Here is a 13916-nt window from a genome sequence, read left to right as displayed (position 1 = left end):
TGCACATGGCAGCCGAGTCCCGTGGCAAACCGACAGGCGTGATGTTTCATTCCGACCAGGGATGTCAGTACACCAGCCACAAATTTAGGGCTGCACTTGAAGAGTACAGCCTGAACCAGAGCATGAGTCATCGCGGACAGTGTTGGGACAATGCCGCCATGGAGCGTTTCTTCGGGGCCCTGAAATCAGAGTGGATCCCTGCTGAGGGCTATAAAACCGAAGAGCAAGCTCGGGCGGATATCCAGGCTTACTTGGTGCGCTACAACCTGAAGCGCCTCCACAGCTACAACGGTTATGAAACCCCGGTAGCCATGGAGAAAAAGCTGAAGGAAGCGGCATAAAACCTAAACCGGTGTCCAAAATTAGTTGACCAGTTCAAGCCCGCTCCCACAAGCCCCCACTGAACTCAAGGGCAGTGGGGGCTTGTGGGAGCGGGCTTGCCCGCGAAAAGGCCATCACCGACTGATACCCCTCACCTGCCCCTGCGCCGATAGGGAAACACATCGATCACCTTCCCTTCCCGTATCGCCCCCTGCAATCCCTGCCAGTAATCCGCGTCATACAGCTCCCCATGCAGCCGACTGAACAACCGCCGCTGGCCGATATCGGCGAACAGGAACGGCGGAAACTCCTCGGGAAACACATCATGCGGCCCGATCGAATACCACGGCTCGCCAGACATCTCATCCTCCGGGTAGCGCGGCGGCGGGATATGGCGAAAATTCACCTCGGTGAGATAGCTGATCTCGTCGTAGTCATAGAACACCACCCGCCCATGCCGGGTAACGCCGAAGTTCTTCAGCAACATGTCGCCGGGAAAGATGTTCGCCGCCGCCAGTTGCTTGATCGCCAGCCCGTAGTCCTCCAGGGCTTCGAGCACCTGGGCCTCGCTGGCCTGCTCCAGGTAAAGGTTCAACGGCGTCATGCGCCGTTCGGTCCAGCAGTGGCGGATCAGCACGCTGTCACCCTCCACGACCACCGTCGAAGGCGCGACCTCCAGCAGCTCGGCCAGGCAATCGGCTTCGAACTTGGCCACCGGGAAGCGAAAATCTGCGAACTCCTGGGTATCGGCCATGCGCCCCACGCGGTCGACACTTTTCACCAGGCGGTATTTTTCGATCACCGTGGCTCGGTCGACGGTCTTGGAGGGTGAAAAGCGGTCCTTGATGATCTTGAACACGGTATTGAAGCCCGGCAGGGTGAACACGCTCATCACCATGCCGCGCACGCCGGGTGCCATGACGAAACGGTCGTCGGTACTGGCCAGATGATTGATCAACGCGCGGTAGAACTCCGACTTGCCATGCTTGTAGAAGCCGATCGAGGTATACAACTCGGCAACGTGCTTGCCCGGCAGAATGCGCTTGAGAAAGTTGACGAACTCCGCCGGCACCGGCACATCGACCATGAAGTACGAGCGGGTGAACGAGAAGATGATCGACACCTCGGCCTCATCGGTGATCAGCGCATCGGCCTCGATGCCATGGCCCTCGCGATGCAGTAGCGGGATCACCAGCGGCCACTGCTCGTCACGGGTGTACAGACGCCCGACCAGATAGGCGCCCTTGTTGCGGTACAGCACCGAGGAGAACAGCTCCACGGCCAGCGCCGGGTCCTTGCATACCCAGTCGGGCAGGCATTCACGCAGTCGCTCCTCAAGGCGCGCCAGGTCGGCGTCGAGGTCGCCATAGGGCACCTCGAAAGCCTGGTCGGCAAGGATCGCCCGCAACAGACCACCCAGGCCGTCGCGCAACTGATAGGTGCGGGTCTGTGCCGCGCGCTCGTGGCCGCGCATGGCCGGGCGGGTGGTGTGGATGAACATGCAGCCGTCGCTGATCAGGTCGTGGCTGAACAGGCTGCAGAACAGCGAGTTGTACCAGGTCTCGGCCAGCTCATCGTCCAGGCGCGGGTCGATCAGGCGGATGTAGGCGCTCTTGACCAGCGGCCAGTGCTCCACGTCCAGCAGCAGCGAGGCGTCGAAACCTTCGCGCAGCCAGCCGTTGACCTCGGCGACCTTCTCCTCGTACAGGTTGATCCGCGCAGCAGCGGCCTGCTGGATCGCCTGCCATTGCGCCTGTTCGAAGCGTTCGCGGGCGCCCAGGGTGATGCGGCGAAAGTGTTCTCGGTAGTTGTCGAAGCCATCGAGGATCATCCGGGCGATGGCTGCGGCGGGCCAGGGCTGGGGCATGGTGAGAGGCTCGGTGGGTGGCGGAATGAAAAGAGCTTAGTCGGGTGTCGGTCTTTTCGCGGGGCAACACAATTGCCAAAGCAAGAAAGCACAAGAAACGCCCCGACACCTGACGTACACTCGCGCCCCTGCCCAGAACCCGGAGATACCCGTGAGCCCCATCGCCCTCGCCCGCCTGCTGACCCTCGCTGCCGTCTGGGGTGCGAGCTTCCTGTTCATGCGCATCATCGCCCCTGAACTGGGTACGGTACCGACCGCCTTCTTTCGCGTCTCCATCGCCTGCCTCGGCCTGATCGGCATCCTCGCCGCAGCCAGGGTGCGCTGGGACTTCCAGGGCAAGCTCGGCGCCTGCCTGGTGCTGGGCATGATCAACTCGGGCATTCCGGCGACGTTCTATTCAGTCGCCGCGCAGGTACTGCCAGCGGGGTATTCGGCAATCTTCAACGCCACCACACCCCTGATGGGCGTGCTGATCGGCGCGTTGTTCTTCCGCGAAAGCATGACCCTGCCCAAACTGTGCGGGATCTTCCTTGGCCTGTTCGGCGTCGGCATCCTCAGCGGTGCAGGCCCGGTGGCGCTGGACATGGCCCTGGTGCAAGGCGCCCTGGCGTGCCTTGCGGCGACCACCTGCTATGGCTTCGCCGGCTTTCTCGCCCGCCGCTGGATCGGCGGCCTGGACAGCCGCCTGTCGGCCCTGGGCAGCATGCTGGGAGCGACCTTGCTGCTCAGCCCGCTGTTTGCCTGGAGCGCACTGACCCAACCACCCGCCAGCTGGGGTGGTTGGTCGGTGTGGCTGTCGTTGCTGGGCCTGGGTCTGGTGTGCACGGCCTTCGCCTACATCCTGTACTTCCGCCTGCTCAACGAGATCGGACCCGTCAAGGCCAGTACCGTGACCTTCCTGATTCCGGTGTTCGGGGTGCTGTGGGGGGCGTGGTTGCTGGATGAGCCCCTGTCGATGGCACACCTGTATGGCGGGGTCCTGATAGCCGCAGCACTGTGGTTGGTGCTGCGGCCGGCGCGTACCTGAAACCGTACGGCCGCAGGCGGTATTCAGGCCTCGGCCATCTTCACCCCAGGCTTGCGGAACACGAACAGCAACCCCACCACGATCAACCCCATCCCCAGCAGGCTCAGCGGCGCCAGGCGGTTACCGAAGATGAGGAAATCCATCACCGCGGTCACCGCTGGCACCAGGTAGAACAGGCTGGTGACATTGACCAGGTTGCCTCGGGCGATCAACCGGTAGAGCAGCAGCGTCGCCAGCAACGACACCACCAACCCCATCCACAGCAGGGCGCCGACGAAGCTTGCGCTCCATTCGACATGCAGCGGCTGGAACGGCGCAAACACCGCACACAGGGCAAACCCTGCCAGGTATTGCAGCGGCAAGGTTCCCATCGGGTTGTCGGTGATGCGCTTCTGCAGGATCGAGCCGAACGTCATGCTGGTCAGCGCCAGCAAGGCAAACAGCATTCCGGCGAGGGAAACCCCACCCAGGTTGATGCCCTGGTAGACCACCATCACCAACCCGCCAAGCCCCAGACCCAGACCGAACAAACGGCTCCATGAACGCTGGCGCTCCATCAGCACCACGGTGAGGATCGGTTGCACCCCCATGACCGTGGCCATGACACCAGGGGTGACGTGGGTGTTGAGCGCCAGCAGGTAAAAGATCTGGTATGCGCCGAGCAGCACGCAACCGGTCCCCAGGGCGCGCAGGATACCGCCGCGACTGCGCGGCCAGCGCAACCTCAGCAAGGGGCCGATCAGCAACAGCCCTGCCAGGGCCAATGCCGAACGCAGCAGCAGGAAGGCGAAGGGGCTGGCCTGGGCCAGGCCGAGCTTGGAGACGATCGCCCCGCTGCTCCACAGCAGGACGAACAGGCTGGTGGTGGCCGCCGAGGCCACGGATGCTTTCGAAAGGACAGACATGTATTGCCACCTGAATATTGGGCAAGAGCCAAACGGTGGGCGCGCTTCAGCGAGGAAAGAGGCCGACCGTGTTCAGTAGGTTGCGAGTGCGCTTGGGCCGGCGAGAACGCCGATCAGCCCAGCACGACCACGCAGCGGGGCGGGGATACGCCGCCGACGACGCCACTGACAGGTGGTGGGTAGTGACTGATCATGGCCGGCTGCTGGCTGCCACGCACGACAACGCCCGCGACAGGCGCGAGAACGAAGGCGGTGGTGGAAGGGCTGGCTGGCATGAACAGGTCTTCGGGGAAGATGAATGTTTCGGAATATATCCGTGAATGCGGGGCTGGGCAACACCCTAGGTGATCGGACGGCCTTTTTCGCGGAAAGCCCGCGAAGAAGGCCGCAGCGAATCAGAACAACCAGCGATACAGCAGATAGGCCACCACCACCGCCAGCACCGGCCGCAGGATGCGGTAGGCCTTGGGGTTGGAGCGCTTGAACTGCTTCACATGAGTGCTGATGCGGTTGCTGAAGCGCTTGCTCCAGGCGTAGGCCTGGTTGATCCCGCCCACCCGCTCGTCGTCGGTGTTCTGCGGCGCGGTGGCGCGGCCCAGGAACGCGCTGACCTTGCGGTTGATGCGGGTCATCAGCGGGCTGTTGAGCGGACGCTCGACGTCGCAGAACAGGATCACCCGCGTCACGTCGGTTTCGTTCTTCACCCAGTGCACATAGGTTTCATCGAACATCACATCTTCGCCGTCACGCCAGGCGTAGACCTGGCCGTCGACGTAGATGCGGCAGTCGTCGGAGTTGGGCGTGGACAACCCCAGGTGATAGCGCAGGGAGCCGGCAAACGGATCGCGGTGCGGGTTCAGGTGGCTACCGCCAGGCAACAGGGCGAACATTGCACCCTTGACGTTGGGGATGCTGCTGACCAGCTCGACGGTACGCGGGCACAGTGCCTCGGCCGACGGCAGTGGCTTGTCGTACCATTTCAGGTAGAACCGCTTCCAGCCCTTCTTGAAAAACGAACCGAAGCCGGCGTCGTTGTCCTTTTCGGCTGCGCGGATATACCCCTCGTCGAACAGGCGCATGGCCTCTTCGCGGATCTCCTGCCAGTTATCCTTGAGCACATCCAGCTCGGGGAAACGCTGACGGTCCAGGTAAGGTTTGGAAGGCACACCGGAGAACAGGTACATCAGGCTGTTGTAGGGAGCGAACAGCGCCGAATGGTTGACGAACTGGCGCAGTACCGGCAGGCGTGCCTTGCCGCGCAGGTGCACGAACAGCACACTGCCGAAGAACACCAGCAGGACACCCGCCTTGGCGACGAAGGAAAAGGTCATGCAACACTCCTTGAGGGGAAATCAGGCCATCCCCAGATAGCCGGACATGATAAACCCATCGAAGGCCGCTGCAAGTCACAAGCGGCAAGCGCGAGGATGAAGATCGAGGTCGCTTGACCCGGATCAGCACTCCTCGGCTTGCTGACTGCGCTGTCGACCTGACGTTACTGCTGGTTTTCCTGCTCGCTGAACATGTCGCTGAACAACATGCTCGACAGGTAACGCTCGCCCGAATCCGGCAGGATCACCACGATGGTCTTGCCCTGCATCTCCGGCTTTTCTGCCAGGCGCACTGCCGCCGCCATCGCCGCGCCGCAGGAAATGCCGCACAGGATCCCCTCCTCCTGCATCAGGCGGATGGCCATGGCCTTGGACTCTTCATCGGTGACTTGCTCGACCTGGTCGACGACCGACAGGTCGAGGTTCTTCGGCACGAAGCCTGCGCCGATGCCCTGGATCTTGTGCGGGGTGGGCTTGAGTTCCTCGCCGGCCAGGGTCTGGCTGATCAGCGGCGAAGCCACCGGCTCCACGGCCACCGACAGCACCGGCTTGCCCTGGGTGTGCTTGATGTAGCGCGACACGCCGGTAATGGTGCCGCCGGTGCCGACACCTGCGACCAGCACGTCAACGGCGCCGTCGGTGTCGTTCCAGATTTCAGGCCCGGTGGTCTTCTCGTGAATTGCGGGGTTGGCGGGGTTTTCGAACTGACCTGGCTGGAAGTACAACGCAGGATCGGATGCGACGATCTCGTTGGCTTTCTCGATCGCCCCTTTCATGCCCTTGGCAGGGTCGGTCAGCACCAGCTCGGCGCCCAGCGCCTTGAGCACCTTGCGCCGCTCCAGGCTCATGGAGGCCGGCATGGTCAGCATCAGCTTGTAGCCGCGCGCCGCAGCGACGAAGGCAAGGCCGATGCCGGTGTTGCCCGAGGTGGGCTCGACAATGGTCATGCCCGGCTTGAGCTTGCCGCTGCCTTCGGCGTCCCAGACCATGTTCGCGCCGATCCGGCACTTCACCGAATACCCTGGGTTGCGCCCTTCGATCTTGGCCAGGATGGTGACCCCGCGCGGGGCGATGCGGTTGATCTGCACCAGCGGCGTGTTGCCGATGGAGTGGGCGTTGTCGGCGTAGATACGGCTCATGGCAGGGGTCCTTGAATCGTTGGAAACAGGCGGGAAAGCCTCAAGGGTAAGCCTGCCCCGGCAGCCCGTAAAGCCCGTTCGAACCAAGCCCGGCGCCTGGCGGTCAACCGCACAACCTGCCCTGGAGAGCTTGCGATGAAAGCCCGTTATCGCTGGCCGCTGATCGGCCTGGCCGGCCTGATCGTGCTGCTGGTCGCCCTGCACCTGGCCCTGCCCTACCTGGTTCGCGACTACCTCAACGACAAGCTCGCCGACATGGGCGACTACCGCGGCGAGGTCGCCGACGTCGACCTCGCCTGGTGGCGCGGCGCCTACCAGATCAACGGGCTGAAGATCGTCAAGACCACCGGCAAAGTGCCGGTGCCGCTGCTCGATGCGCCGCTGATCGACCTGTCAGTCAGTTGGCATTCGCTGTGGTACGACCAGGCCGTGGTCGCCGAGGTGGCCTTCGTGCGGCCCGAGCTCAACTTCGTCGATGGCGGCAGCAAACAGAACTCGCAGACCGGCCAGGGCACAGACTGGCGCCAGCAACTGGAGAAACTGCTGCCGATTACGCTCAACGAAGTGCGCATCGAAAACGGCACCCTGACCTTTCGCAACTTCAACTCCAAGCCGCCGGTGGACCTCAAGGCCACACAGCTCCAGGCCAGCATCCGCAACCTGACCAACGTGCGCGACGAAAAAGGCCGACGCGACGCCAGCTTCGAGGCCGACGCGCTGATTGCCGGCGATGCCAAGGTCGAAAGCCGCGCCACCTTCGACCCGTTCAGCGACTTCGACGACTTCGAATTCCGTCTGCGCGCCACCGGCATCGAACTGCGCCGGCTCAACGACTTCGCCAGTGCCTATGGCAAGTTCGACTTCAATGCCGGGCATGGTGACGTGGTGATCGAGGCCCAGGCCGAGAACGGTAGGCTCAACGGCTACATAAAGCCGCTGCTGCGTGATGTCGATGTGTTCGACTGGCAGCAGGATGTCGAAGACAAGGACAAAGGCTTCTTCCGCTCGATCTGGGAGGCGGTGGTCGGTGCCAGTGAAACGGTGCTGAAGAACCAGCCGAAGAATCAGTTCGCCACCCGCGTCGAACTCAGCGGCAGTGTGCATCAACAGAACATCAGCGCATTCGAGGCGTTCCTGCAGATATTGCGCAATGGTTTCGTCCAGGCATTCAACGCCCGCTACGAGCAGCCGCCGCCCAAGACTGACTGAAACGCGGGTGACGGGCCATTCAGGGACTGAATACCCGGTCTGCGTTTGCAGCGGCCTGGGGCCGCGTTATAGTCGGGGCACATCATAGACATGAGTTCTCGGTGTCGGCCTTTTCGCGGGCAAGCCCCCTCCCACAAGGTACCCTCCCCCTGTGGAAGCGGGCTTGTCCCGCGATGAGGCCGCCATCGACACCCCGCAGAGGATCGGCTCCATGAAATTCGAAGGCACCCGCAACTACGTCGCCACCGACGACCTGAAGCTGGCGGTCAACGCGGCCATCACCCTCGAACGCCCGCTGCTGGTCAAGGGCGAGCCAGGCACCGGCAAGACCATGCTGGCCGAGCAATTGGCCGAATCTTTCGGTGCACGCCTGATCACCTGGCACATCAAGTCCACCACCAAGGCCCACCAGGGCCTCTACGAGTACGATGCGGTGAGCCGCCTGCGCGACTCGCAACTGGGCGTGGACAAGGTCCACGACGTGCGCAACTACCTGAAGAAAGGCAAGCTGTGGGAAGCCTTCGAGGCCGATGAGCGCGTCATCCTGCTGATCGACGAGATCGACAAGGCCGACATCGAGTTCCCCAACGACCTGCTGCAGGAACTCGACAAGATGGAGTTCTACGTCTACGAAATCGACGAGACCATCAAGGCGAAACAGCGCCCGATCATCATCATCACCTCCAACAACGAAAAAGAGCTGCCCGACGCCTTCCTGCGCCGCTGCTTCTTCCACTACATCGCCTTCCCCGACCGCGAGACCCTGCAGCGCATCGTCGATGTGCACTACCCGAACATCAAGCAGTCGCTGGTCAGCGAGGCGCTGGACGTATTCTTCGACGTGCGCAAGGTGCCGGGCCTGAAGAAGAAGCCCTCCACTTCCGAGCTGGTCGATTGGCTCAAGCTGCTGATGGCCGACAACATCGGTGAGGCGGTGCTGCGCGAGCGTGATCCGACCAAGGCCATCCCGCCGCTGGCCGGTGCCCTGGTCAAGAACGAACAGGACGTACAACTGCTGGAGCGCCTGGCCTTCATGAGCCGTCGCGGCAACCGCTGAGGGGCTGGCCATGCTGCTCAACCTGTTCAATGAAATGCGCGCGGCCAAGGTGCCGGTGTCGGTGCGCGAACTGCTCGACCTGCTCAACGCCCTGCAACAGCGCGTGGTATTCGCCGACATGGACGAGTTCTACTATCTGGCGCGGGCAATCCTGGTCAAGGACGAGCGCCATTTCGACAAGTTCGACCGCGCCTTCTCGGCCTATTTCAAGGGCCTGGAAAACCTCGACCGCCACCTGGAAGCGCTGATCCCCGAAGAATGGCTGCGCAAGGAGTTCGAACGCTCGCTCAGCGATGAAGAGCGCGCACAGATCCAGTCGCTCGGCGGGCTCGACAAGCTGATCGAGGAATTCAAGAAGCGTCTCGAGGAACAGAAGGAACGCCACGCCGGCGGCAACAAGTGGATCGGCACAGGCGGCACCAGCCCGTTCGGCTCCGGCGGTTTCAACCCCGAAGGCATTCGCGTCGGCGAGGCCGGCAAACGCCAGGGCAAGGCGGTCAAGGTGTGGGACCAGCGCGAGTACAAGAACCTCGACGACCAGGTCGAGCTGGGCACGCGCAACATCAAGCTGGCCCTGCGCCGCCTGCGCAAGTTCGCCCGCGAAGGCGCCGCCGAGGAGCTCGATATCGACGGCACCATCGACCACACCGCCCGCGATGCCGGGCTGTTGAACATCCAGATGCGTCCGGAACGGCGCAACACGGTCAAGCTGCTGTTGCTGTTCGATATCGGCGGCTCGATGGATGCCCACGTGAAAGTCTGCGAGGAGCTGTTCTCGGCCTGCAAGACCGAGTTCAAGCATCTGGAGTACTACTACTTCCACAACTTCGTCTACGAATCGGTGTGGAAGAACAACCTGCGCCGCACCTCCGAGCGGTTTTCCACCTTCGATCTGCTGCACAAGTACGGCGATGACTACAAAGTGGTGTTCGTCGGCGATGCGGCGATGGCGCCGTACGAGATCACCCAGCCGGGCGGCAGCGTCGAGCACTGGAACGAAGAGGCCGGGTACGTGTGGATGCAGCGCTTCATGGAGAAATTCAGGAAGATCGTCTGGATCAACCCCTACCCCAAGCAGACCTGGAACTACACCGCGTCCACCCAATTGGTGCGCGAGCTGGTCGAAGACCGGATGTTCCCGCTGACCTTGCAGGGGTTGGAGGAAGCGATGAGGTATCTGTCCAAGTAGCCTGTACCGCCCCTATCGCGGGGCAAGCCCGCAGGTCCCCTACCGCCCCTGCGAACAGTGGGGAATCTGTGGGCGCGGGCTTGCCCCGCGATAGGGCACGATAGCTCAGGCCCAGCGCTGCAGATACCCGTGCTGCTGCCGCCACGCCGTCTCCTGCACCACCGCCCTGAACCGCACCACCGCCCCTGGCATGCACTGCGCCAGCTGTGCCAGCGCCAGTGGCGTCAAGGCCCCCAGCCGCGGATAGCCGCCGATGGTCTGGCGATCATTGAGCAGCACGATCGGCTGACCATCCGGCGGCACCTGCACCGCCCCCAAGGGAATCCCCTCGGAAATCATCGGCGCCCCCTGGTAGACCAGTTGCGGCCCCAGCAGGCGGCTGCCCATGCGATCGGCACGGCTGTCCAGCGTCCAGTCGCTGTTGAAGGCCTCGAACAGGCTGGTGCCGCTGAAGTCGCCGATCTGTGCGCCCATCACCAGGTCCAGTACCGGCTTGGCCGGATATTCCGGGCGCAGGGCTTCGGGCACTTCACGCAAGGCCGGTGCGCCCTCGGCAAAGCGCAGAGCCTGCCCCTTGGTCAGCGCCTCGCCGCGCCCCTCGATGCCCCCCAGCGCTTCACGCGCCACCGTCGAACAACTGCCCAGCACGGCTTCGCCGGCAAAACCGCCAGGGGCGGCCAGGTAGGCACGCACACCCTGGCGTGGTTGCCGCAGCGTCAGGCGTTGGCCCTTGTGCAGGGCGAAACTGCGCCAGGGCGCCAGCGGCTGGTCGTCGACCCTGGCGTCCAGGTCGGCGCCGGCCAGGGCCAGCACACAGTCCTGCTCGGCGAGCAGGCTCAAACCACCCAGCGCCACCTCCACCACGGGCGCGTCCAGGGCATTGCCCAGCAGCCAGTTGGCCCAGTTCATCGCCACCCAGTCCAGCGCCCCGCCCTGGGTCACGCCCAGATGCCGCACACCCAGGCGCCCGGCGTCCTGTAGCTGGCACAGCGCGGTGCTGGCTTCGATCCTCAACTGCGTCATGCCAGCGCCTCCAAAGGACGGTCGTCCCCGCCCAATGCCATGAATTCGGTGTGCGACACCGCCACGAAACGTACCCGGTCACCCGGCTGCAGCAAGCTGTAGCCATCACGTTCGCGGTCGAACAGACGCACCGGCGTACGCCCGATCAGGTTCCAGCCACCCGGCGACACCGCAGGATAGGCCGCCGTCTGCCGCTCGGCGATGCCCACGCTACCGGCTGCAACGCGCTTGCGCGGTGTGCTCAGGCGTGGCGTGGCCAGGCGTTCGTCCACCAGCCCCATGAACCCGAACCCCGGTGCAAAACCCAGGGCGAACACCGGGTAGTCACGCGCACAGTGCAGGCCAATCACCTCGTCTTCGCTCAGGCCGCTGCGCGCAGCCAGCAGCGCCAGCTCCGGGCCGACACTGGCGTGGTACCACACCGGAATCTCGTGACGCCGACCACTGTGGCCTGCATCCGGCTGCAAGCCTTCCAGCGCCTGGCCAATTCGCGCGCGCGCCTCACCTGGCGCCAGGTTCGACTGCAGCATCAGGGTGGTGTAGGACGGTACCAGGTCGACCAGGTGCTCACCGAACGCTGCACGCAGGCGCTGGTTGGCGGCGAGGATCCACGGCATGTTGGCCTCGTCGATGGTGTCGAACACCCGCACCATCAGGCTGTCGATCGCCACCACTTCGATACGTGGCTTCATCGCGACATCCTCATGCCTGCAACGCATCGAGGGCCTGGCGGATCTGCCGCACCGCAGCCACCGAGCTTTCGTTGTCGCCATGCACGCACAAGGTGGCGGCATCGAGGCGCAGCGCGCTGCCGTCGTTGGCCACCAGTGCCTCGCCACGCGCCAGGCGCACGGCCTGTTCGACCACCAGGGCCGGGTCATGGTGCACGGCGCCGGGCAGCCGGCGCGACACCAGGTGGCCGCTGGCGGTGTAGGCGCGGTCAGCGAACGCTTCGAACCACAGCGGCACCCCGATCTCGTCGCCCAGGGCCTGTGCAGCGCTGTCGTCGGCGGTGGCCATCAGCATCAGCGGCAGGCCGGCGTCGTAGGCGGCCACGGCTTCGAGCACCGCACGCAACTTCTGCGGGTCGGCCATCATGTCGTTGTACAGCGCGCCATGCGGCTTGACGTAGGCCACGCGGCCACCGAGCACCTTGCAGATGCCGTCCAGGGCGCCGATCTGGTAGTGCAGCAGATCGCGAATCTCGTCGTCGCTGCAGGCCATCGAACGGCGGCCGAAGCCGACCAGGTCCGGGTAGGCCGGATGCGCACCGATGGTCACGCCATGCTGCAGCGCCAGCGCTACGGTACGGCGCATGGTGCCGGGGTCGCCGGCATGGTAGCCGCAGGCGATGTTGGCGCAGTCGACGAAGGGCATGACCTCGGCATCCAGGCCCATGCGCCAGTTGCCGAAGCTCTCGCCCATGTCGCAATTGAGAAGCAGGCGGTTCACCTGTCGTACTCCTGTTGTGCTGTTCATAGGTCTACCTTATCGCGCCTTCAGTTCCTGGCCGCGGGTTTCCGGCAGGCTCAGCGCGGCAACGATCACGATACCGTAAGACACCGCAGCGAATGCGCCGATGCCCAGGCCCAACGGGATCTTCTCGCCAAGCAGGCCGATCAGCAGCGGGAACATCGCCGCCAGCACCTTGCCGATGTTGTAGCAGAAGCCCTGCCCCGAGCCACGGATGCGCGTGGGGAACAGTTCGGTGAGGAAAGCCCCCATGCCGCTGAAGATGCCCGAGGCGAAGAAGCCCAGCGGGAAGCCCAGCCACAGCATCACGCCGTCACTGACCGGCATCTGCGTGTAGAGCAGAACGATGACGAACGAACCCACCGCGAACAGGATGAAATTCTTGCGACGCCCCAGCAGGTCGCTGAGGTAGGCGCTGATCACATAGCCGATGTAGGAACCGACGATGACCATGGCCAGATAGCCGCCGGTGCCCAGCACGCTCAGGCCGCGCTCGTTCTTGAGGAAGGTCGGCAGCCACGAGGTGATGGCGTAGTAGCCACCCAGGGCGCCGGTGGTCAGCAGCGAAGCGCGGATCGTGGTCCAGAGCATGCCGGAGGCGAAGATTTCGTAGAAGTGCGAAGGCGCTTCGGGCTTTTCTGCACGCTTGGCTTCGCGGTAGACCTCCGGGTCCTTGACCATGCGGCGTACGAAGATCACGAAGATCGCCGGCAACAGCCCGAGCAGGAACAGTGCACGCCAGGCCTGTTCGGCCGGCAGCCAGGAGAACAACAAGGCGTAGAGGATCGCGGTCAGGCCCCAGCCGATGGCCCAGCCCGATTGCACCATGCCCACTGCCTTGCCGCGGTCCTGGGCGCGGATCACCTCGCCGATCAGCACCGCACCGGCGGTCCACTCGCCACCGAAGCCAAAGCCCATCAGGGTGCGGGCGATCAGCAGCTGCTCGTAGCTCTGGGCGAAGCCGCAGAGGAAGGTGAAGAAGGCGAACCACAGCACGGTCAGTTGCAGGGTGCGTACGCGGCCGATGCGGTCGGAGAGGATACCGGCGACCCAGCCGCCGATGGCCGAGGCGATCAGGGTGCTGGTGTGGATCAGGCCGGCCTCGGCGGTGCTGATGCCCCAGATCATGATCAGGGTGGGGATGACGAAGCTGAGCATCTGCGTGTCCATGCCGTCCAGGCCATAGCCGATCTTGCAGCTCCAGAAGGTGCGTCGTTGCTGGGAGTCGATGTCACGGTACCAGGCAAAGGGCCCGCCCGAAGATCGGGCGGGTGCCTGCTGCTGTACGCCGGTGGGGTTCATGGATGCCTCGGCTTGTTGGTATTGTTTGAGGAACGACTGCGTGTTCGCGGCCTGGACGCTATTGTTCAAAGCC

At 63.9% G+C, this 13916-nt stretch carries 14 protein-coding genes; 5 read left to right on the top strand and 9 right to left on the bottom strand.

All coding sequences use genetic code 11. The features are described 5' to 3' along the window. The coding region (locus VA602_RS24550) for an integrase core domain-containing protein (protein WP_323454585.1) at window positions 1–341 on the top strand (341 nt) is incomplete at its 5' end. A gap of 131 nt (window positions 342–472) precedes the next feature. Here VA602_RS24550 and aceK read toward each other — a convergent pair. Continuing rightward, a complete protein-coding gene (gene aceK, locus VA602_RS24545) occupies window positions 473–2188 on the bottom strand; it encodes a bifunctional isocitrate dehydrogenase kinase/phosphatase (RefSeq protein ID WP_200603403.1) in 1716 nt (571 codons plus the stop codon). Between the two features lie 151 nt (window positions 2189–2339). On the opposite strand from aceK, the gene VA602_RS24540 reads away from it, so the two are divergent. Next, window positions 2340–3215: a DMT family transporter gene (locus VA602_RS24540; protein ID WP_323454584.1), complete on the top strand. Its 876-nt coding sequence runs from the start codon at window positions 2340–2342 to the stop codon at window positions 3213–3215. Between the two features lie 23 nt (window positions 3216–3238). Here the strand turns inward: VA602_RS24540 and VA602_RS24535 are convergent, their stop codons facing one another. The 4 genes from VA602_RS24535 to cysK form a co-directional block, all read right to left on the bottom strand. Continuing rightward, window positions 3239–4120, bottom strand: coding sequence for a DMT family transporter (locus VA602_RS24535; RefSeq protein ID WP_054895016.1), 882 nt, complete (start codon window positions 4118–4120; stop codon window positions 3239–3241). Window positions 4121–4233: 113 nt separating this feature from the next. After that, complete coding sequence (locus VA602_RS24530; protein ID WP_178117560.1) at window positions 4234–4395, bottom strand: hypothetical protein; 162 nt, start codon at window positions 4393–4395, stop codon at window positions 4234–4236. Window positions 4396–4515: 120 nt separating this feature from the next. After that, window positions 4516–5451, bottom strand: coding sequence for an aspartyl/asparaginyl beta-hydroxylase domain-containing protein (locus VA602_RS24525; RefSeq protein ID WP_063543682.1), 936 nt, complete (start codon window positions 5449–5451; stop codon window positions 4516–4518). Window positions 5452–5615: 164 nt separating this feature from the next. Continuing rightward, on the bottom strand, window positions 5616–6590 hold the full coding sequence (gene cysK / locus VA602_RS24520) for a cysteine synthase A (protein WP_323454583.1): 975 nt from the start codon (window positions 6588–6590) through the stop codon (window positions 5616–5618). A 135-nt stretch (window positions 6591–6725) separates the two neighbouring features. Between cysK and VA602_RS24515 the strand changes: the two genes are divergently transcribed. From VA602_RS24515 to VA602_RS24505, 3 genes are all read left to right on the top strand, one after another. Further along, complete coding sequence (locus VA602_RS24515) at window positions 6726–7799, top strand: DUF748 domain-containing protein (RefSeq protein WP_323454582.1); 1074 nt, start codon at window positions 6726–6728, stop codon at window positions 7797–7799. Between the two features lie 211 nt (window positions 7800–8010). Further along, window positions 8011–8856, top strand: a complete 846-nt coding sequence (locus tag VA602_RS24510) for an AAA family ATPase (RefSeq protein WP_054895020.1) — start codon at window positions 8011–8013, stop codon at window positions 8854–8856. 10 nt (window positions 8857–8866) lie between these two features. Then, entirely contained in the window at window positions 8867–10045 is a 1179-nt protein-coding gene (locus VA602_RS24505; protein WP_054895021.1) for a vWA domain-containing protein, read from the top strand. A 105-nt stretch (window positions 10046–10150) separates the two neighbouring features. Here the strand turns inward: VA602_RS24505 and VA602_RS24500 are convergent, their stop codons facing one another. The 4 genes from VA602_RS24500 to VA602_RS24485 are packed head-to-tail and all read right to left on the bottom strand — an operon-like array spanning window position 10151 to window position 13843. Continuing rightward, entirely contained in the window at window positions 10151–11068 is a 918-nt protein-coding gene (locus tag VA602_RS24500; RefSeq protein ID WP_323454581.1) for a 5-oxoprolinase subunit C family protein, read from the bottom strand. Continuing rightward, on the bottom strand, window positions 11065–11760 hold the full coding sequence (gene pxpB, locus VA602_RS24495; RefSeq protein ID WP_323454580.1) for a 5-oxoprolinase subunit PxpB: 696 nt from the start codon (window positions 11758–11760) through the stop codon (window positions 11065–11067). The genes VA602_RS24500 and pxpB overlap by 4 nt, the downstream gene beginning before the upstream one ends. A 10-nt stretch (window positions 11761–11770) precedes the next feature. Continuing rightward, window positions 11771–12547, bottom strand: a complete 777-nt coding sequence (locus tag VA602_RS24490) for a 5-oxoprolinase subunit PxpA (RefSeq protein ID WP_065861439.1) — start codon at window positions 12545–12547, stop codon at window positions 11771–11773. A 9-nt stretch (window positions 12548–12556) separates the two neighbouring features. Continuing rightward, the gene (locus VA602_RS24485; protein ID WP_323454579.1) at window positions 12557–13843 is read right to left on the bottom strand and encodes an MFS transporter; all 1287 of its coding nucleotides are present in this window, start codon (window positions 13841–13843) and stop codon (window positions 12557–12559) included. Between the last annotated feature and the right edge of the window lie 73 nt (window positions 13844–13916).

The sequence above is a fragment of the Pseudomonas machongensis genome, assembly GCF_034961125.1.
GTDB classification, from domain to species: domain Bacteria; phylum Pseudomonadota; class Gammaproteobacteria; order Pseudomonadales; family Pseudomonadaceae; genus Aquipseudomonas; species Aquipseudomonas machongensis.
The sequence above is the reverse complement of the archived record's forward strand: the minus strand, read 5'-3'. Positions and strand labels throughout refer to the sequence as shown.

What these genes read in the sequence shown, in the direction of transcription:
- aceK (WP_200603403.1), bottom strand. Translation starts at nt 2,188, where the DNA reads ATGCCCCAGCCCTGGCCCGCCGCAGCCATCGCCCGGATGATCCTCGAT.
- VA602_RS24505 (WP_054895021.1), top strand. Translation starts at nt 8,867, where the DNA reads ATGCTGCTCAACCTGTTCAATGAAATGCGCGCGGCCAAGGTGCCGGTG.
- VA602_RS24500 (WP_323454581.1), bottom strand. Translation starts at nt 11,068, where the DNA reads ATGACGCAGTTGAGGATCGAAGCCAGCACCGCGCTGTGCCAGCTACAG.
- VA602_RS24510 (WP_054895020.1), top strand. Translation starts at nt 8,011, where the DNA reads ATGAAATTCGAAGGCACCCGCAACTACGTCGCCACCGACGACCTGAAG.
- VA602_RS24525 (WP_063543682.1), bottom strand. Translation starts at nt 5,451, where the DNA reads ATGACCTTTTCCTTCGTCGCCAAGGCGGGTGTCCTGCTGGTGTTCTTC.
- VA602_RS24485 (WP_323454579.1), bottom strand. Translation starts at nt 13,843, where the DNA reads ATGAACCCCACCGGCGTACAGCAGCAGGCACCCGCCCGATCTTCGGGC.
- VA602_RS24535 (WP_054895016.1), bottom strand. Translation starts at nt 4,120, where the DNA reads ATGTCTGTCCTTTCGAAAGCATCCGTGGCCTCGGCGGCCACCACCAGC.
- pxpB (WP_323454580.1), bottom strand. Translation starts at nt 11,760, where the DNA reads ATGAAGCCACGTATCGAAGTGGTGGCGATCGACAGCCTGATGGTGCGG.
- VA602_RS24530 (WP_178117560.1), bottom strand. Translation starts at nt 4,395, where the DNA reads ATGCCAGCCAGCCCTTCCACCACCGCCTTCGTTCTCGCGCCTGTCGCG.
- VA602_RS24490 (WP_065861439.1), bottom strand. Translation starts at nt 12,547, where the DNA reads ATGAACAGCACAACAGGAGTACGACAGGTGAACCGCCTGCTTCTCAAT.
- VA602_RS24515 (WP_323454582.1), top strand. Translation starts at nt 6,726, where the DNA reads ATGAAAGCCCGTTATCGCTGGCCGCTGATCGGCCTGGCCGGCCTGATC.
- cysK (WP_323454583.1), bottom strand. Translation starts at nt 6,590, where the DNA reads ATGAGCCGTATCTACGCCGACAACGCCCACTCCATCGGCAACACGCCG.